Raw genomic sequence first — 17,885 nt, 5'->3', positions numbered from 1 at the left:
GGCGGGTGTTAAACGGTGCTTCCGTTATTGGTAAGTATTTACTTAATTTAGAATTTATCACATCCGGACCGGAAACACAATACACTTTGACATGAAAAAATCGATCCGGTAGTGGTTCATTTTCACAGAAAACGGTTCCTAATCTCTGGCGTGGGCAGCAGGCAGGCTTCCTCCTTGCCAAACCAGCGGTACCGGTTGCGCGCGACCCAGCGATAGATCACGTTCCGGAGCGGCGCAGGCACAGCGATAAAAGCATACAGAAGCGGCCAAGGCTGCTTTAAACGCCGCACAATCCGCAAAGCTGCAGCAGATTCCGTATAATAGCGTCCGTTTTCAATCAGAACGACGGTATTTAGGGTTCCGACTGGCAAACCGCCCTCCCGGAGCAGCTTCTCTCCGATCTCGGACTGAAGTGAGGCAAAATGGAATATTCCTGCCGGATCCCGCTGGAGAATGAACTTGGTCAGCCCCTGGCATAAATGACAGACGCCGTCAATCAGAACAATGGCATTTGGCTTACCTGCGCTTCCTTGCTGCATGGTCATCGGCGAGCCCTCCCTTACCTCCAGTATCTTCCTTATTGCCTCGTAAATCAAGCCACCTTATTACTCCCCGAAAATAGAAAAAAGCACGGGATTCATAATCCCGCACCTGTATCTCCTGGATGATATTAATGGGCAAGCGCCTTATCAATCCATTGGTTCTCAACGATTTGCTGTTCCAGCTCGCCTGTAAAGCTCTCCATGCACTTGCAAATAAAGTCTTTGCGGCATACAGGACAAGGAGTTTTCTGCAATCGGCTGATGTTAGTCATTTTCCATTCCGGAAAACGGTTATAGAACGCACGGCACTCTGTTCCGTCAGCCAGGTTGATAATGAATTCGTACAATCCGCTTTTTTCATTGCTGCTGGCTTCTCTGACGTTCGTAATGATCGGTCTGTAAGACATATGCATCACCCGTTTATTTAGTTTTCTTGCCTCGGACAAATAGTACGTAACAAGTACTTAGACATATTAAATGAATTTTATATATCATGTCAACAAAGAAGGGTATGTAATTCATGTATTTGGCCCCAATATGTCTCTACAGTACCGATCGCTTTTGCTTCCCTTCAATATAAAGGATGCCTAACTCCCAAAGAAAATATCCAGAATCGTACCAAGCTGATCTTTCTTTTTCCCTTCCAAAATATCGGGATTAAACACCTCGACATTCCCGCAATGCTTGCAGGAAACAAATAAATAATGGATATGCTGGATATCAAACATCTTGCTGAGGCCAGCTCCTGTCATGGAAACCTCACGTATGTCGCAGATCCGCCCCTTGCACTTAACGCAAACAAAACGATCCTCAATGATGTCCTTAATGCTCAAGCTGATCTCCCCTTTCCTTTGGTGCCTAACTATTTTACGCCAGGGCGGTGGAAATCGTTCCAGGGATATGGTTATGCCGAAAATGATACGACAAAAAGCCGGAAGCAGCCGCCACCGCGTGGTGAGCCCCCGGCTTTTGTTACGATGATAAAGTTCAGCGGAGCTAAAGCCATTCCATCATCGCACGGAAAACTTCCGCGAAACGCGGCCAGTTTTCTATGAAGGTACGTCGATAGACGTTCGGATACATCCTGGCGTTATTTAAATCACGTTCAGCTCGACATCGATATTCCCCCGCGTGGCTTTGGAATACGGGCAAAATTCATGCGCCTTTTTCGCAAGCTCTTCCGCTTGTTCACGTTCGATCCCGGGCAGCTTGATATCGAGACGGGCCGCAAGGCGGAAACCGCCGTCGCTCTCGTCTTTGCCGATCATGACGTTGGAAGTGACCTCCACATCATTCAGCTTCACGCCGGCCTGACGGGCCACATTGGCCAGTGCGCTTTCGTAGCAGGCACCGTACCCGGCTGCAAACAGCTGCTCGGGATTGGTTCCATTGCCGCCCGCTCCACCTAATTCTTTGGGCATACTGAGTTCATGCTTCAGGACACCATCGGAGGATGCGACCGAACCCTCCCGGCCGCCATGGACCGTTGCCGTTGCCGTATATAGAGCTTTCATCTTCATCGACTCCTTTTCCTGAAATTTGACCCTACCCTCATTAATTAAAGCGATCCTTTCTATTTGAAACGGGATCCTTCGGGTAATGGCTATTCAGAAGAGGTGTGCATCCCATTCTTGTGTGTCCCAAAAATAATTGTACAACCACATAAAAGTTTCCCTAGACAAACAAATTTGTATGAGTACAATGAATAGTAGAACATTTATTACATTACAATAATTTTAATAAGGTGTGATGCATATGAAAGACACCGAAATTATACATCCTTCCAAGTCCAATACGTGGGAGAAACCGAAGGAACGAACTTCGCTGTCTGACGTAAACCAATCTATGAAAGTCCCGGTGAACGCCTCGACTTTTCGCAAATTTCTGGCCTTTGTCGGCCCCGGATATCTGGTGGCTGTAGGCTATATGGATCCCGGAAACTGGGCGACGGACATCGCCGGGGGATCCCGGTTCGGCTATTCCCTGCTGGCCGTGATCCTGCTGTCGAACCTGATGGCCGTCCTGCTCCAGTCGCTGTGCAGCAAGCTCGGCATCGTTACAGGCCACGACCTGGCGCAGGCGTGCCGCAGCCATTACAGCAAGCCGGTCAGCATCGGTCTGTGGGTGCTGTGTGAACTGGCCATCGCAGCCTGTGATCTGGCCGAAGTCATCGGTTCGGCGATCGCCCTGAAGCTGCTGTTCGGGATTCCGATCCTGTACGGCGTGCTGATCACCGTCCTCGACGTCCTGCTCGTGCTGCTGCTGCAGCACAAGGGCTTTCGGGCGATCGAGACGCTCGTCATCGTGCTGATCGTGACGATCGGACTGTGCTTCGGGATCGATCTGTGGCTCTCCAAGCCGGATGCCGCCAGCATCTTCACCGGGTTCATCCCGACAGCCGATCTGGTGACCGATCATCAGAAGCTCTATATCGCCATCGGCATCCTGGGCGCGACCGTTATGCCGCATAACCTGTACCTTCACTCATCGATCGTGCAGACCCGGCAGTACGAAAACACCGACAAGGGCAAGCGGGAAGCCATCAAATTTTCCGCGTGGGATTCGACGATTGCGCTAACGCTTGCCCTGTTCATCAACGCGGCGATCCTGATCGTCTCGGCGGCGACATTCCACAAGGCGGGGATGACTACGGTCGCCGACATCAGCGATGCGTACCATCTGCTGACGCCGCTGCTCGGAACGACGCTCGGAAGCATTTTGTTCGCCGTCGCCCTGCTGGCATCAGGCCAGAACTCGACGCTGACCGGCACCCTCGCCGGACAGATCGTCATGGAGGGCTTCCTGAACCTGCGGCTGCCGTCCTGGCTGCGCCGGCTGATCACCCGGATGATCGCCATCATCCCGGCGGTCATCGTGACGGCCATCTACGGCGAGAGCGGCACCGAGGATCTGCTCATTCTGAGCCAGGTCATCCTGTCCCTCCAGCTGCCGTTTGCGGTGGTTCCGCTGGTCAAGTTTACTAGCGACAAGAAGCTTATGGGCAAATTCGTCAATCCGGTTTGGGTCAAAATATTGGCCTGGGTCGTGGCGGCATTTATCATTGTCCTGAACGTGTACCTTCTGGTTCAGACCATTTTCAGTTAATAGCAACGGACACAATAAAAGCCCCGTATCTCATGGATTCCATGGATACGGAGCTTTTTTTAAATATCAGGACTTGCCGAGCTCGCTCAGGGCCAGGTTCAGCTTCAGCACATTGACCCGCTTCTCGCCGAATACGCCGAGGTCCCGGCCCTCTGTGTTCCGCTCAACGAGGCGGTCCAGCTCATCGGCCGAAACGCCGCGGAGCTTGCTGATCCGCGGTACCTGGGCTTTCGCTGATTCGGGTGTAATATGGGGATCCAGCCCGGAGCCCGAGTTGGTGATCAGGTCCATCGGAAGCTCGCTGACTGGCACGTCAGGGTTGTTCTTTTGCCAATCTGCGATCGAGGCTTGAACCCGCTTCAGCAGCTCGGGATTGGACGGGGCATAGTTGTTCGATCCCGAACCCTCTGCCTTGTAATCAATACTGGAAACCCGCCCCTGGAAGAAGGAAGGGTCCGTAAAGGACTGGCCAATCAGCTCGGAACCCACGACCTTTCCCGTGCTGTCCTTTAGCATGCTGCCGCTCGCCTGGTTTGGAAAGATCAGCTGGGCCAGGCCGGTGCTCACCAGCGGATACGCAATCCCGCATAGGACGATCAGCACCAGACTCGTGCGCAGTGCGACACCCCACAAGGAACCGCTCCACTTTTCTTCGCCGACCGCCGTCGTCACTGTCGTTTTCATATCGTATCATCCCTTTTTCATAATCTATCGCTTATCCATTTCTTTAGTTCATTCTGTCTAAATCCACAAATGAACCACCAGATCAATCAGCTTGATGCCGATAAAAGGCGCAATTACACCGCCAAGGCCAAAGATCAGCAGGTTGCGGCTGAGCAGGTGCGACGAGCTTACAGGCTTGTAGGCCACCCCTTTCATCGCCAGCGGGATGAGCAGCGGGATAATGACTGCATTGAAAATCAAAGCGCTCAAGATCGCCGAGAGCGGCGAGCCGAGCTTCATGACGTTCAGCACGTTCATTTCCGGGATGGCGGCCATGAACATGGCGGGAATGATGGCAAAATACTTGGCCACGTCATTCGCGATGCTGAACGTGGTGAGCGCGCCGCGGGTCATCAGCAGCTGCTTGCCGATGGCCACGACCTCGATGATCTTCGTCGGATCGGAATCGAGGTCGACCATGTTGGCCGCTTCCTTCGCGGCCGCCGTGCCGCTGTTCATCGCGAGCCCGACGTCAGCCTGAGCCAGCGCCGGCGCGTCGTTCGTGCCGTCGCCGGTCATGGCGACCAGCTTGCCCTCGGCCTGCTCGCGGCGGATGACCGCGATTTTGTCCTCCGGCTTGCTCTCGGCGATAAAATCGTCGACGCCCGCCTCCCGGGCGATCGTAGCCGCGGTCAGCGGGTTGTCGCCGGTACACATGATCGTCTTGATCCCCATTTGCCGGAGCTGGTCAAAGCGTTCCTTCATGCCGGGTTTGACCGTATCCTTCAGGTGAATCAACCCGTAAATACGGCTGTCCACAGCGATTGCCAGCGGCGTACCGCCTTCCGACGCGATTTTATCGGATTCCATATCCAGATCCGCCGGAATACTTCCACCTTGGGCCTGCACCCAGCGCTTCACCGCGTCCACCGCCCCTTTACGGACATGCCGCCCATCCACCAGGTCGATGCCGCTCATCCGCGTCTCCGCCTTGAACTCGATAAACTCTCCATCCGCCTCTGGATGTAACTCCATCGACTGCTTCTTCACCAGCTCCAGCACGGAGCGGCCTTCCGGCGTCTCGTCTTTAACCGAGCTGACAGCTGCCCAATAGGCGGTTTCTGTGTAATCCGCGCCCCCCACTGGAATGAACTGGCTCGCCATCCGGTTACCGAAGGTAATCGTGCCCGTTTTATCCAAAATGATTGTGTTGATGTCGCCGGATGCCTCGACGGCTTTCCCCGACATGGCCAGCACGTTGAACTGCGTAACCCGGTCCATGCCCGCGATGCCGATGGCGGACAGCAGCCCGCCGATCGTCGTCGGAATGAGGCATACGAGCAGGGAGATCAGCACCGGGATATCCAGCGAAATGCCGAAATGCTTGGCAATTGGTGCCAACGTGACAACCACTATCAGAAATATCAAAGTCAGTGTTGTAAGCAGCGTGTTAAGCGCAATTTCATTAGGTGTTTTCTGGCGCGCCGCCCCTTCGACCAGGGATATCATCCGGTCCAGGAACGATTCGCCCGGATCGCTTTTAATCATCACCTTGATCTGGTCGCTGACGACGCGGGTTCCCCCGGTGACCGAGCTGAAATCGCCGCCGGCTTCTTTGATCACCGGTGCCGATTCGCCGGTAATCGCTGATTCGTCCACCGATGCAAGGCCTTCCATGACTTCCCCGTCACCCGGGATCATCTCGCCCTGGGAGACGATGACGACATCGCCTTTGCGCAGCTCGGCCGAGCTGACGACCTTGATTTCGCCGCCCACGATTTTGTTCGCCGTCGTGTCTTTTTTGCTCTTCTTGAGCGTATCGGCCTGGGCCTTGCCCCGGCCTTCTGCCAGCGCCTCCGCGAAATTCGCGAACAGGACGGTGAAGAGCAATATCAGAAACACGGTCAGATTAAACCCTATCCGTCCCTCGGTATGAAAATAAGAAGGAAAAAGAACCATCAGCAGCACCACGAAGGTGCCGACCTCCACAACGAACATGACCGGATTTTTCATCATTACGGCCGGGTTCAGTTTCATAAAGCTGTCTTTCAGCGCCTGTTTGGCAATGCCGCCAGACAGCATGCTTTTGCGTTGTCCGCTCATGACTTGCTCCACCTCTTTAGTTAAGTGTTAAAAATTCGGCGACCGGCCCCAAAACGAGAACCGGAAGAAATGTCAGTGCCCCGATCAGCAGCACGGTACCGGTCAAAATGCCGGCGAACAGCTTGTTGTCGGTCCGGAAGGTGCCCTGAGTCTCGGCGACCTTCTGCTTCACCGCCAGCGAACCTGCAACGGCGAGCAGCGCGATAATCGAAATATATCGGCCGAGGAGCATCACCAGACCGGTGCTAACGTTCCAGAATACAGTATTGTCCGCCAATCCCTCGAACCCGGAGCCGTTATTCGCCGCCGAGGAGGTGAACTCATAGAGCGACTGGCTCAAGCTGTGATACGAAGGATTTGAGAAGGCGTCGGTTCCCAGGTGCGTCATAAACGAAATCGCCGTCGGCGCAAGAATAATGAAGGGATGCATCAGAATCGCCACCGCGATCAGCTTCATCTCCCGGGCTTCGATCTTCCGGCCCAGAAATTCCGGCGTCCGGCCGACCATCAGGCCGCAGATAAACACGCCAAGGATCGCATACATGATCATATTGACGAAGCCGACTCCCTTGCCGCCGAACACGACGTTCAACATCATTTCGGCCAAGGGCGCAAGTCCTCCCAGCGGCGTCAGCGTATCATGCATGTTGTTGACCGACCCCGTCGTTGCGGCGGTGGTGACGGTTGTGAACAACGCGGACTGCGCGATACCAAAGCGCACCTCCTTGCCTTCCATGCTGCCGGCCGAGCTGTTGATTCCCAATTGGTTGATCAGCGGGTTGCCGGCTTTTTCCGAGAAATACGTCAGGCACAGGAACGCTACGAACAGCGTCATCATGACGCTGAAAATCATCCAGCCCTGCTTCTTGTTCCGGGCGAACCGTCCGAACGTGTAAGGCAGTGACGCTGAAATCGTCCACATGCTGAGAATTTCGATCACGTTGGTCAGCGGGCTCGGGTTCTCGAACGGATGGGCCGAGTTGACGCCGAAGAAACCTCCCCCGTTCGTTCCGAGGTGTTTGATCGATTCCAGCGAGGCTACAGGACCCAGCGGAATCTGCTGCACGCCGCCTCCCAGCGTTTGCACGGCCCGCATCGGCTCCAGCGTCTGCGGCACCTTGAGTCCGACCAGCACCAGGGTCACGATGAGGGCGAGCGGCACGAACAGGCGGACATGCGCCTTGATAAAATCCTCGAAGAAGTTCCCGAGTCCCTCACCCCTGCGGGTGATGCCGCGCATAAAAGCAATCGCGATAGCCAGGCCCGAGGCGGCCGAGGTGAACATCATCATCGTGATGACGATCATTTGGCCAAAATAAGACATGCCGCTCTCCCCGCTGTAATGCTGGAGGTTCGTGTTCGTCATAAAGCTGATGACTGTGTTGAAGGACAGGCTCGCCTCCATATTGCCGATTCCGCTCGGGTTACCCGGTAGGGCGCCCATCGTTCTGAGCAATATATAGCTGATCGCTACCAGAAAGATATTGGTTGCGATCATGCTGAGCGCGTACTTTTTCCAATTCATGCTGCCCCGCTGCTTCAGCCCGATGATCCGGTATAGAACTCTTTCCACGCCGCCGAAGATCCGGTCCGTCCGGTTCGGTTCATTGGAGAACATATGATATACGTAAGTGCCTACCGGCTTCACGAGCAGCAGGAGCACGAAAATCACGATACAAATTTGCAAAATATCCAAGGCTGGCTTCCCCCTCTTACGAGCATGTTCTGCTTTGGCCCCTTGAGGCTTACAGATTTAAAATACCGGTCAAAATTTTTCCGGATGGATCAAGGCGTAAACCAAATAGATAAAGACAAGCACGGCGAATGCCCCAACGACAATCATTGGTCTTTGCCCCCTTCTTCCACCACTCGGCCGCACCAATGAAGAAATAACAAGAACACGCCATAGGTGGCAGCAAGTGCAAGTATCATATATACATCCATCATCGTTTCCGGTCTCTCCTTTGCGTGGTTATAATCATCTTTATTTCAGTAAAAATCCGACTTCGCCGTTTAAGGTATAAATGATGTGATCGGCACCAAGCCCCCGGTAAATGCCGGGTGAGCTGCCCCTCTGCGTAATGACATATACCGGTTCCGACGTCCAGGGACGGCAGATTTGCAAATAGCGGCAGGTCAGGTTGAGGCTGCTTTCAAACAGAAAGATTTTGCCGACCTCCATTTCGGGCACCACCCAATCCTCCGCGTGATTCGTATTCAGCCGGATGATCCGCTGCACCCCCATTTTTCTCAAGAGGCGTTCCTCCTGAGCACTGTTGGTCAGAACGGCAAAGGGCCTTTTCCAATACATCAGCAGCTTGATAAAATTGCGTCCCGCCTCATTCGGCGCGGTCACAATAACGACGTTGTCCATTTCAAATGCTCCTCCTGTGCGGCAGCAGCGAATACGCAAAAGAAGCCGCAGGGAAAGAAGGACCTTTCCCGCGGCTTCTTGAATGTGGACGAATATGAGTAGGATCGTCCTATATTCAAAATGCGCACGACAAGTGCTGCCTCTCCCGTTACGCTGACGAGGTTAGCTGTCGGATTCGGGCGTGAGAGTCGCCCTACCTCCCGGTACTTACCGTACCAGAAAGATTCACCCCGGCGGCTTCCATTCCAGGCGGCCGCTGTGGTTCCCCCGCTCCCGGCCGTTTCCGGCCGAAATTAAGCGTTATTGATAAGTGTATGTGATTGTGATGAATGCTCACTTTCGTTCCAATTAGCTAAAAAAGGGTAAAAAAAACACAGAGGTCAGCTGATCCCCCTGTGATCCGAAAGTTTATTCGGGTCGCAAGTTTCATCATTCCTCTCTCAAACGACGCTTACGAGGTTAGCTGACGGATTCGAGCGGTGAGAGTCGCTCTACCCGGCCGGATCCATGGCATCCGTAGCCGGGATTCACCCCTGCGGCTGGCAGCAGACCCCCGACTCTCACACCGGTTCGCTGCTCCATGGCACGCGTTTGGTTCCCCCGATTTCCGCGCTTTTTTGCGGAAACTCAGCGATTAGTAATGGAAACTGTATTGAATACGCTCTGAATCATACACCCGCTCCTTCCAAGCTGTAAAGGCAGTCTAAAAATCATGAACCGCGAATTTTGGAACATTCAGGCTCTTATTAGCGCTTACATTTTGGCTTTTTGACTTCTACCTCTTTTATGCTCCCGATTTGGCGCATTTATGGAAAACAGGACATTTGGGGACACTGGCTCGCAGGAATACCCGCATTGACATTAAAGTTCAATCGTTTAAAATTAAATTGCGTGCTTGGTAAATGCTTCGGCTGGATAATGATTCATAGCAGCAAAAAGGAGGAGGATGGCAGTGAGCGTCTATGATTTTCAAGTGAACACGCTGCGTGGTAAAGAGGTATCGTTAAAGGAATATGAAGGTGACGTGCTGCTGATCGTGAACACGGCCAGCAAATGCGGATTTACGCCGCAGTTTCGCGGGCTGCAGGAGCTGTACGACGAGTTCCGCGACCATCATTTTCAAATTCTCGGCTTTCCGAGCAACCAGTTTGCCAATCAGGAGCCGGGTACCAGCGAGGAGATCGGCGAATTCTGCCAGATGAATTACGGGGTCACGTTCCCGATGTTTGAGAAGATCGACGTCAAGGGCAGCAACGCCCATCCGCTGTTTCAATACCTCACACGGGAAGCGCCGGGCGTGCTAGGCTCGAAAGCGGTCAAGTGGAACTTTACCAAGTTCCTGGTCGATTCCAAGGGCAGGGTCATCAAGCGTTATGCTCCCAAAACAACGCCGGACAAAATCGAAAACGACATCCGCAAGCTGCTTGAGTCCCGAAAAAGCGAATAGGCAAGGCAGTCCCTCAATATACGCCACTTGCTTCGATCCGAATTCATTTGCTTTGCGGGGACCCCGAAATATACGAAAATGCAATATAAGCAAAAAAGAAGCTTCCCTGGATTTCTCCAAGGAAGCTTCTTTCTGTGTTCATAGATGCGGTAGAGAGGACTCGAACCTCCACGGGCGTACGCCCACTACCCCCTCAAGATAGCGTGTCTGCCATTCCACCACTACCGCATATCCAAAGTTCATTTAACGAACTTTTTTATTATACACAAAATCATCCGAATTGTAAAGGGAAATGCATTATAACATCACTTATGTAATATTATATAACATTAAAAAACAAAAAAACAGTGATTAAGTGCCCTGACATTGACAAATCACTATATTTATGTAATATTAACTTACAAATAATAGTGATCGAAGATTTCAAACTGCAATTCACGTCATATTTCTTATCATAAAATAATCTGGAGGTGACCGTGTTGAACGACAAAAGCACCAAACTGCTCGATTACGTGCAAACGCTGGATAACGACTTGTCGGTTGGAGGCTTCAGCCATGTGTTTGACCTCCAAACCCGAATTGCAGAAGGGCGTATCCAGAGCCAGGAAGAGCTGGAAGGGTTCATCCTTCATCCGATGATGAATCGCTTGGTCCGCCAAGACGGCGCGGCCATGCTGGCGATTTACGCAGCTGCCGACCAACGGGATATCCGTCAGATCGCCCGGATTGACCGGTACATCCTCGGAAGAATCGCTGCACATGAAAATGATGAAGCGGTGCGCCAACGGGGCAGAAGACTTTTGAAACTGGCCCAGGCCCTGTACCCCTGGCTCAATCTGAAGGTTCTTGACGAACTCGCGCAGAAGGAGCTGTCTCCCGTCTGCCTGGCCACGGCGCATGCCTATGTCAACTATCAGCTCGGATCCAGCCGCGACCACACCGTTTATGGCTATATGCAATCTGCGGTCTGCACATGCATCCAGCTCGCCGCCCGCTCGCTAAGCATTCCGCCTCACGACGCCAAAGCGTTGGCCGGCAAATGGACGGCTGAAATGGAGCGCGCATGGACAGCGGAGAAAGACTCCCTGCCCACAGACCTTGTCAATATCCAGGAGAACGACTCCCATATCGCCTCGTGACCTCTTTAACAACACCACAAAGGCACTCCGCTCTGCTCTGCCGCAGCGAAGTGCCTTTTCTGTTCCCATGTATGTACTTGACCTCCATCTTACTGATCGCGGGACTGGTTCTTCCGGTATTCCACAAACTTGATGTACTCCTTGATAAACTCCTTCTCGTGATCGGATAGCGGCATTTCGTTTAACTGCCTTCCGTTTTCCCACAAATAAGGATCCTGCTGCTCTTTCACCATATACGGCCCCGGTTCCTTGCCCAGAATCAGCCAGTCAAGGCTGACGCCGAAAAAGCTCGAAATTTCGATCAATTTATTGGTGCTCGGGGTGGACTTCCCCCTTTTCCAATCTCCGAAATTCCCCGTGCTGATATTAAGCTGCTCGCAAAACGACTTTTTGGTCATCCCCTTCTGCTTAATCAATGCCTCAATACGTCCGTAAATGGATTGCATAAAAAACCGCCTTCCAGTCATGTCGCAAAAAAAACGACGCATTTAAGTAATTTTATGCTTGCAATATGACGCAAAAACGTGTATAGTATTCTTTATATTAGGAATTTCCATACCTATGGCTCTTATTGTATCATTAGTCCCTTTTCTAATCCAACCGCCCTGCAATCATTCACTTCATATCTGACATTACCTTTCCAACGCGATTCGGGCCCGCTTATGACCAATACCAAGACAGGGAGCGACCGCTTTTGCACACACTCGACATTTCTTATCATGAATTGATCCATGCCATGAGGCAATGTATTGCCGTCGTAGATGCCGGAGGAGTTATCATTTCAGTGAACCACGCCTGGATTCAAAGCGCGTATGACGAAGGCGTCCCCCAATCCTTTAACTGGGTTGGCATTAATTTTATGCAAATCGCCGACGCCCTTTCGGGAGAAGACGAACAAGACTTGGACAGACTCCAGGCGGTTTTGCAGGGTATTTCTACATACTACAGGAACGAATTCCGATCAAGCTGCATCCAGCCCTCCCGCTGGTTTCAAATCGAGGCTTTCCCGCTCCAGAACGGCGTCAGGGAGGAGCCCCGGGGAATGATCGTCTGCCTGTCGGATATCAGCCGAAGCAAGCAGCTCGAGAACGACTTGATGACCGCCTTATCCCAGATCCGCACTCTACGCGGATTGCTGCCCATCTGCGCCGTCTGCAAACGAATTCGCGATGACGATGACTTGTGGAATTCCATCGAGAGTTTTTTGCAAAAGCATGCCCACACCGAATTCACGCACGATATTTGCCCGGACTGCATACGGCGGCTGTATCCCAAGTACTCGTCCATATTGGACACGCCTACTCACCAGTAGCTGCACCACCTCCAGCCTATTCCCCAACCAAACACTTCTTCAAAATCATCGTCAACGCACTGCAGCTTTTTTTCGTTGACGTTCTTTGTTCATATCCATATAATTGTTATGACAATTATATTTTGAAGGAGTGTTTTCCCTGACCCGCTTCTCATCTTCGTCCCAAACGATCGGTTTCCGATACGGAAATATGTCCCGCAGAATGTCTTCTATTTTTGCAGGCCTGCTTAAGCCTTACGGCATCACACCCGAGCAATGGTCCGTACTGTACCAGGTTCACCTTCAGGAAGGCATTAACCAGAAGGAACTCGCGCTTCGCTCCGGCAAAGACCAGCCCTCCATCACCCGCATTCTCGATGTGCTGGACAAGAAAGAATTGATTCAGCGCAAGCCGGATCCGGCTGACCGCCGGGCTTATTTAATCTACGCCACGCCAGCCGTGCAGGAGCTAATGAAAGAAACGATCCCGATGGAGCTGAAGCTCAATGACGAGCTGATCGCCGGCATTACGGACGAGCAATTGGAGTCACTGAACCGCATCATGGATCAAATCAATAAAAATATAGACCGAATTTTAATGGAGTAGGAGTCACCTATGAACGACACCCGAGAGAAACTGTGGACACGTGAGTTTATTATGCTTACGCTGTGCAACCTGCTGTTATTTTTAAATTTGCAAATGATCGTATCCCCTCTGTCCGGCTATGTAAAAGAACACTTCCACGCCAGCGCCTTCATGGTCAGCATGTTTACGACCCTGTTCTCGCTGGCTGCGATCGCGGCGCGCCTGTATTCCGCCAAGGCTTTGGAGAGAGGCATCCGTAATCAAATCTTATATATCGGCCTTGCCTTAGCGCTGCTCGCCACCTTCGGTTACCTGTGGAGCGGCACGATGGCGCTGCTGCTGCTGATGCGGATCGTGTTCGGCGTGGGCTTCGGCATGGGCAGCACGACGCTGCCTACGATGGCATCCGGTATCATACCGGTCCGCAGGCTGGGCGAGGGAATGGGCTATTTCGGACTATCGACAAGCATCGCCCTTTCGCTTGGACCTGTCATCGGGACGGCGCTTCTGGAGAACAAAGGGTTCGATACGCTGGTATATGCTACGCTAATCGTTATTGCCCTGATCTTCCCGCTGGTCATTCCGCTGACCAAAAAGGTAAAGCCGGCCGCCCCTGCCATTCCAAAAGAATTTACGGCGGTTCCCCAGAAGCAGGGCTTTCCAAAAGCGCTCCTTCTGCCCAGCCTGATGAACCTGCTGATGTCCATTACCTATGGCGGACTGCTCAGTTTTATTAATTTGTTCGGAAAAGAGGCCAGCCTCGCGAACGCATCGCTGTTCTTTCTGTTCAATGCGGTCGCCGTTGTGCTGATTCGGCCCATCTCGGGCAAAATCTACGACCGCAAGGGACATATCGCCCTGCTCATTCCGTCGGCGGTGCTGCTCATTGGAGGGCTATGGCTGCTGTCTTATGCCCATACCACCGGATTTTTAGCCCTGGCCGCCCTGTGCTACGGCCTCGGATTCGGCACGGTTCAGCCGACCCTTCAATCCTGGATGCTGCAGCAGGTTCCTCCGCAAAAGCAGGGACTCGCCAACAGTATGTATTTCAACTCGCTGGACCTTGGCATCGCCGTTGGAGCCATGATTTTGGGCCAGATCGCCCAATACTCGACTTACGGGGCAATGTACCGTTACGCATCCTTGTTCCTCGTCCTGTTCATCATGGTATACGCGTTCTATCTTGCCAAACGGGCCAAGAACAACAACATGCCAAACCGCGATACCGGAACGTCCACAACCGTATAAAGCCCCTTGGGCTTGATCGTATCGATTCAACACCTTTCTGCACCTGGCAGAAGGGTGCTTTTTATTTCTTTTACAATTACAGCCATATGCCCCCAGCCCACAGATCACTCTACTCCCTGTAGTTCCCCTGGGTTCCTCTAGAGGCTCTCCCAATGGATTAATGCAAATTACTACATAAATTAATGTCATATTTTATAACTTAAAATGTTAAATATACTTTCAAATCTATCAATCAAGGAGTAAAATAGTCATATTATCTACCATAAGCCATATTCCTATTCCAATTCCGGGGGAGAGATTACGATGAACATGCCGGCCGCATCCACTGCCTTCGAGACGTTTATGCCCGTTCAGCCGGGCTTTGCCAAGCATTTTACCGATTACACAGAGCACTGCGACTTATTACCAGACACTCCGCTGCCTGTTCTGTTCTTCCAATTCTCGGTCCCATATGGCCACTCTGGACGCTGCCCCGTGCTGCCTGGGGGACATGTCGATATGTTGTTCCCGGTCGGAGGCTCCCCTAACGATTCCTTGCTTCTCGGCAGCGTCCTTTGCCGCCGGGAGGTGCCGTTTCGTCCAGGTACGTTATACTTCGGTGTCCGGCTGCTTCCCGTCCCCCTCGCTCCTGCTTTTAAAATTCCGCTAAAAGAATTGGCGGACCGATCCACGCCGCTGGATCGCGCCATATCCATTCCAGCTGCCGCCATGCAGCAAATCCAGCAGGAAGACGCCTCTTTCCATCGCAGAATATCCAGTTTCCACAGTGGCCTCCGTAAGCTGCTTCATTCCGGGCCATGCACTGCCGCTTCTGTACCATCGCACTTTTATCAGGCCATCCGGCTTATTTATCAGTCCTGCGGCAATATCAGCATAACCGAGCTCTCTACTGCCATGGACTGTTCAACACGGAGTTTTCGTTCCCTGTTCGAGTCATACATTGGCCTCTCTCCCAAGCTGTTCTGCCAAATCATCCGGTATCAATCGGCCGTGGGCAGACTGCTGCATCCGTCGCGGGCGGCTTTTAACGACATTATTTCAGAGTATGGCTATTACGACCAGGCCCACTTTATCCACGAGTTCAAAAAATTCAGCAGCGAATGCCCAACCCGCTGGATGGTGCAGCTCCTGCGGAAATCGTAATCTAGTTATTATTGCGTAAACTTTCCTGACACGACTTCCGTTTTATACAATTCATGTTAACTCTTCTTCAATATAATAGACTCCAACGACGGAGTGAAGGCATTCGTTTATCCCCAGTTTCTGCGGGTTCGTCCTCCATCCTGCGAAGTTTCTCCCGCGGAAATTTCAAACGATGCCTTCCTTCCGCCAAAAAGTCAGAATACATAACGCCGTATTGGAGGAGAACGACTTGAAGAGTTTTAAAAGCAATCTATTCACGGTTTTAATCGTTTCCGCTTTATCGCTGACCCCGACGCTGGCCTTTGCCTCACCAGCCGCTTCCGCAGCAGCTCTAAGCGGTGAGACGGCCGATGCGCTGTCCCAGAGCTGGATGCCCAAATCTCTGACCTCCCTTACCGCCAGCAGCAAACCGATTACCGCCGCAGAGTTTGCCGAAGCGATGAAACTCGCTGCAGAAGAAGCCGGGACGACGGTAAACCCATCCGGTTCCAATATTAGCGGTGCATTGACACGCGAAAAGGCCGCCGTACTACTGGATTCCGTCATCCATGTCCCTTACGCCGCTTCCGCAGGCTACCAAGACATTGCCGGAGGCAGTCCTTACAGTAAAGCCATCGCCAATGTCTATACCGCCGGCCTGATGCAAGGCAGCTCCTCCCAAACTTTCGGATACGGCAAGCCGCTGACGCACCGGGAAGCCGCCACGATCATCTACCGCCTGTATCAATATTTGCAGCCGTTCAAACTGACGGAAGCGACCATTGCGGAGATGCAAAAGGCGATGGAAACAGGCCGGCTGACCTCAGAGGAACTTGTCCAGCAGTATTTGGACCGGATCGCGAAGTACGATCATCAGGGCCCGAAGCTGAACAGCATCATCACCTTGAACGATAAAGCGCTGGAAACCGCGAAGCAGCTGGACGCCGAACGCACAGCCAAAGGGGAACGCAGCCCGCTGCACGGGATTCCGGTGATCGTCAAAGACAACTACAACACTTCTGACATGCCGACCTCTTCCGGGAATATCGGCTTAAAGGATGTCATCCCTCCGGAGGATGCCACACAAGTCAAGGAGCTGCGCGATGCCGGGGCAATCATTATCGGCAAAGCTAACCTGCATGAGTTCGCTTTTGGCTATACAACCGTCAGCTCATTGGGTGGGCAGACGCTGAATCCTTATGACCCGACCCGCGTGCCCGGCGGATCCAGCGGCGGAACCGCAGCCGCGGTAGCCGCCAATCTGGCAGCCGTAGGCATGGGTACCGACACCGGCGGATCGATCCGGATTCCTTCCTCGTTCAACAGCCTGGTCGGCATTCGTCCGACGGTCGGCTTGTCGAGCCGCTACGGCATCGCTCCGCTTGCCCTGACGCAGGATACCGGCGGCCCGATCGCCCGTACCGTGGAAGACGCCGCATTCATATTGAACGCGACGGCCGGCTATGACCCGAAGGACATCGCCACCGCGAAGAGCGTCGGTTTCGTGCCGAAGGATTATACGGATTATCTCGATAAGGACGGCCTCAAAGGAGCACGGATCGGCATCGTCCGCGAAGTATTCGGAGACGACGCCCAGGTCAACGCAGTCGCGTCCCAGGCCATCGAAGAGATGAAAGCTGCCGGGGCGACGTTGGTGGACAACGTCAAAATTCCGAACTTCGATCTCATCAACAAATACGGAAGCCTAAGCGCCTGGGAATTCAAGTTCCAATTCAACGACTACCTGAAGTCCCTCGGCGACGCTACGCCTTACAAGTCTTTGGACGAGCTGATCGCTTCGGGCAAATACGACCCGTCGATTGAAAAAGCCCTGATCGACCGCAACAACCGTAAATCGCTGGATGCCCAGGAGTACAAGGACATCGTCCTGTTCCGCACCAAATACGTACAGGAAGCGGTCCTCAAAATGATGGCGGATAACCATCTGGATGCCCTTATCTTCCCGACCTCCTCCAAAACAGCCGTGAAAATCGGCCAGGAGCAGGTGGCGGGCGACGCCTTTAAACTAAGCTCCTTCACCGGCTGGCCGACGGTCACCGTACCGGCCGGCTTCACCAGCGACCATCTGCCGGTCGGCATCGATTTCTTCGGCAGAGCCTTCAGCGAACCGGAGCTGATCAAGCTGGCGTACAGCTTTGAGCAGCACACTCACCACCGCGTGGCACCGCAGACAACGCCTTAAGGACATTTAAGCAAAACGTCCACCGGCGTACCTTCTAATAATCATTTTCAAAAAGCGCACCC

The 17,885-nt window shown here is 52.9% G+C and carries 18 protein-coding genes, 1 tRNA gene and 2 riboswitches; of the genes, 8 read left to right on the top strand and 11 right to left on the bottom strand.

Features of this window, described 5'->3' with window-relative positions; all coding sequences use genetic code 11:
- Positions 1-122: 122 nt before the first annotated feature.
- The 4 genes from ABID47_RS29590 to ABID47_RS29575 form a co-directional block, all read right to left on the bottom strand.
- Positions 123-545: a thiol-disulfide oxidoreductase DCC family protein gene (locus ABID47_RS29590; protein WP_244364193.1), complete on the bottom strand. Its 423-nt coding sequence runs from the start codon at positions 543-545 to the stop codon at positions 123-125.
- 125 nt (positions 546-670) lie between these two features.
- On the bottom strand, positions 671-949 hold the full coding sequence (locus ABID47_RS29585) for a hypothetical protein (RefSeq protein ID WP_089549992.1): 279 nt from the start codon (positions 947-949) through the stop codon (positions 671-673).
- 180 nt (positions 950-1,129) lie between these two features.
- Positions 1,130-1,375 carry a zinc ribbon domain-containing protein gene (locus tag ABID47_RS29580; RefSeq protein WP_354502322.1) on the bottom strand — a complete coding sequence of 82 codons (246 nt, stop codon included), beginning with the start codon at positions 1,373-1,375 and terminating at the stop codon, positions 1,130-1,132.
- Between the two features lie 261 nt (positions 1,376-1,636).
- Positions 1,637-2,056, bottom strand: coding sequence for an organic hydroperoxide resistance protein (locus tag ABID47_RS29575; protein ID WP_089549991.1), 420 nt, complete (start codon positions 2,054-2,056; stop codon positions 1,637-1,639).
- 241 nt (positions 2,057-2,297) lie between these two features.
- Between ABID47_RS29575 and ABID47_RS29570 the strand changes: the two genes are divergently transcribed.
- A complete protein-coding gene (locus ABID47_RS29570; RefSeq protein ID WP_354502319.1) occupies positions 2,298-3,647 on the top strand; it encodes an Nramp family divalent metal transporter in 1,350 nt (449 codons plus the stop codon).
- A 66-nt stretch (positions 3,648-3,713) separates the two neighbouring features.
- On the opposite strand, the gene kdpC is transcribed toward ABID47_RS29570, so the two are convergent.
- The 5 genes from kdpC to ABID47_RS29545 all read right to left on the bottom strand — a co-directional run bounded on the left by kdpC (position 3,714) and on the right by ABID47_RS29545 (position 8,787).
- The gene (gene kdpC, locus ABID47_RS29565) at positions 3,714-4,331 is read right to left on the bottom strand and encodes a potassium-transporting ATPase subunit KdpC (RefSeq protein ID WP_354502317.1); all 618 of its coding nucleotides are present in this window, start codon (positions 4,329-4,331) and stop codon (positions 3,714-3,716) included.
- A gap of 57 nt (positions 4,332-4,388) precedes the next feature.
- Positions 4,389-6,413, bottom strand: a complete 2,025-nt coding sequence (gene kdpB, locus ABID47_RS29560; RefSeq protein ID WP_354502315.1) for a potassium-transporting ATPase subunit KdpB — start codon at positions 6,411-6,413, stop codon at positions 4,389-4,391.
- Between the two features lie 16 nt (positions 6,414-6,429).
- The gene (gene kdpA, locus ABID47_RS29555; protein ID WP_354502313.1) at positions 6,430-8,109 is read right to left on the bottom strand and encodes a potassium-transporting ATPase subunit KdpA; all 1,680 of its coding nucleotides are present in this window, start codon (positions 8,107-8,109) and stop codon (positions 6,430-6,432) included.
- 69 nt (positions 8,110-8,178) lie between these two features.
- Entirely contained in the window at positions 8,179-8,256 is a 78-nt protein-coding gene (kdpF, locus tag ABID47_RS29550; RefSeq protein ID WP_354502751.1) for a K(+)-transporting ATPase subunit F, read from the bottom strand.
- Between the two features lie 141 nt (positions 8,257-8,397).
- Entirely contained in the window at positions 8,398-8,787 is a 390-nt protein-coding gene (locus ABID47_RS29545) for a hypothetical protein (RefSeq protein ID WP_354502311.1), read from the bottom strand.
- Between the two features lie 137 nt (positions 8,788-8,924).
- Positions 8,925-9,097: riboswitch (cyclic di-AMP (ydaO/yuaA leader) on the bottom strand.
- Positions 9,098-9,219: 122 nt separating this feature from the next.
- A riboswitch (cyclic di-AMP (ydaO/yuaA leader) is annotated at positions 9,220-9,430 on the bottom strand.
- Between the two features lie 309 nt (positions 9,431-9,739).
- Between ABID47_RS29545 and ABID47_RS29540 the strand changes: the two genes are divergently transcribed.
- Positions 9,740-10,234, top strand: coding sequence for a glutathione peroxidase (locus tag ABID47_RS29540; protein WP_354502309.1), 495 nt, complete (start codon positions 9,740-9,742; stop codon positions 10,232-10,234).
- Between the two features lie 145 nt (positions 10,235-10,379).
- Here ABID47_RS29540 and ABID47_RS29535 read toward each other — a convergent pair.
- A tRNA-Leu gene (locus ABID47_RS29535) sits at positions 10,380-10,462 on the bottom strand.
- 251 nt (positions 10,463-10,713) lie between these two features.
- Here ABID47_RS29535 and ABID47_RS29530 point away from each other — a divergent pair.
- A complete protein-coding gene (locus ABID47_RS29530) occupies positions 10,714-11,373 on the top strand; it encodes an urease accessory protein UreF (protein WP_354502307.1) in 660 nt (219 codons plus the stop codon).
- Between the two features lie 89 nt (positions 11,374-11,462).
- Here ABID47_RS29530 and ABID47_RS29525 read toward each other — a convergent pair whose 3' ends face one another.
- Entirely contained in the window at positions 11,463-11,819 is a 357-nt protein-coding gene (locus tag ABID47_RS29525; protein WP_076173486.1) for a helix-turn-helix domain-containing protein, read from the bottom strand.
- A gap of 248 nt (positions 11,820-12,067) precedes the next feature.
- Here ABID47_RS29525 and ABID47_RS29520 point away from each other — a divergent pair, with 248 nt between their 5' ends.
- From ABID47_RS29520 to ABID47_RS29500, 5 genes are all read left to right on the top strand, one after another.
- Positions 12,068-12,685, top strand: a complete 618-nt coding sequence (locus tag ABID47_RS29520) for a nitrogen regulation protein NR(II) (protein ID WP_354502306.1) — start codon at positions 12,068-12,070, stop codon at positions 12,683-12,685.
- Between the two features lie 202 nt (positions 12,686-12,887).
- Entirely contained in the window at positions 12,888-13,271 is a 384-nt protein-coding gene (locus ABID47_RS29515; protein ID WP_167372902.1) for a MarR family winged helix-turn-helix transcriptional regulator, read from the top strand.
- 9 nt (positions 13,272-13,280) lie between these two features.
- Complete coding sequence (locus ABID47_RS29510) at positions 13,281-14,498, top strand: MFS transporter (protein ID WP_152400367.1); 1,218 nt, start codon at positions 13,281-13,283, stop codon at positions 14,496-14,498.
- Between the two features lie 303 nt (positions 14,499-14,801).
- Complete coding sequence (locus ABID47_RS29505; RefSeq protein WP_354502304.1) at positions 14,802-15,641, top strand: AraC family transcriptional regulator; 840 nt, start codon at positions 14,802-14,804, stop codon at positions 15,639-15,641.
- Between the two features lie 229 nt (positions 15,642-15,870).
- Positions 15,871-17,823 (top strand): amidase family protein, encoded by a 1,953-nt coding sequence (locus ABID47_RS29500; RefSeq protein WP_354502302.1) that lies wholly within the window; start codon positions 15,871-15,873, stop codon positions 17,821-17,823.
- The last annotated feature ends 62 nt before the right edge of the window (positions 17,824-17,885 follow it).

This window comes from Paenibacillus favisporus (genome assembly GCF_040545415.1).
GTDB classification, from domain to species: domain Bacteria; phylum Bacillota; class Bacilli; order Paenibacillales; family Paenibacillaceae; genus Paenibacillus_AQ; species Paenibacillus_AQ favisporus.
The sequence above is the reverse complement of the archived record's forward strand: the minus strand, read 5'-3'. Positions and strand labels throughout refer to the sequence as shown.

What these genes read in the sequence shown, in the direction of transcription:
- ABID47_RS29590 (WP_244364193.1), bottom strand. Translation starts at nt 545, where the DNA reads ATGACCATGCAGCAAGGAAGCGCAGGTAAGCCAAATGCCATTGTTCTG.
- ABID47_RS29585 (WP_089549992.1), bottom strand. Translation starts at nt 949, where the DNA reads ATGTCTTACAGACCGATCATTACGAACGTCAGAGAAGCCAGCAGCAAT.
- ABID47_RS29575 (WP_089549991.1), bottom strand. Translation starts at nt 2,056, where the DNA reads ATGAAAGCTCTATATACGGCAACGGCAACGGTCCATGGCGGCCGGGAG.
- ABID47_RS29570 (WP_354502319.1), top strand. Translation starts at nt 2,298, where the DNA reads ATGAAAGACACCGAAATTATACATCCTTCCAAGTCCAATACGTGGGAG.
- kdpC (WP_354502317.1), bottom strand. Translation starts at nt 4,331, where the DNA reads ATGAAAACGACAGTGACGACGGCGGTCGGCGAAGAAAAGTGGAGCGGT.
- kdpB (WP_354502315.1), bottom strand. Translation starts at nt 6,413, where the DNA reads ATGAGCGGACAACGCAAAAGCATGCTGTCTGGCGGCATTGCCAAACAG.
- kdpF (WP_354502751.1), bottom strand. Translation starts at nt 8,256, where the DNA reads ATGATTGTCGTTGGGGCATTCGCCGTGCTTGTCTTTATCTATTTGGTT.
- ABID47_RS29545 (WP_354502311.1), bottom strand. Translation starts at nt 8,787, where the DNA reads ATGGACAACGTCGTTATTGTGACCGCGCCGAATGAGGCGGGACGCAAT.
- ABID47_RS29525 (WP_076173486.1), bottom strand. Translation starts at nt 11,819, where the DNA reads ATGCAATCCATTTACGGACGTATTGAGGCATTGATTAAGCAGAAGGGG.
- ABID47_RS29515 (WP_167372902.1), top strand. Translation starts at nt 12,888, where the DNA reads ATGTCTTCTATTTTTGCAGGCCTGCTTAAGCCTTACGGCATCACACCC.
- ABID47_RS29510 (WP_152400367.1), top strand. Translation starts at nt 13,281, where the DNA reads ATGAACGACACCCGAGAGAAACTGTGGACACGTGAGTTTATTATGCTT.
- ABID47_RS29505 (WP_354502304.1), top strand. Translation starts at nt 14,802, where the DNA reads ATGAACATGCCGGCCGCATCCACTGCCTTCGAGACGTTTATGCCCGTT.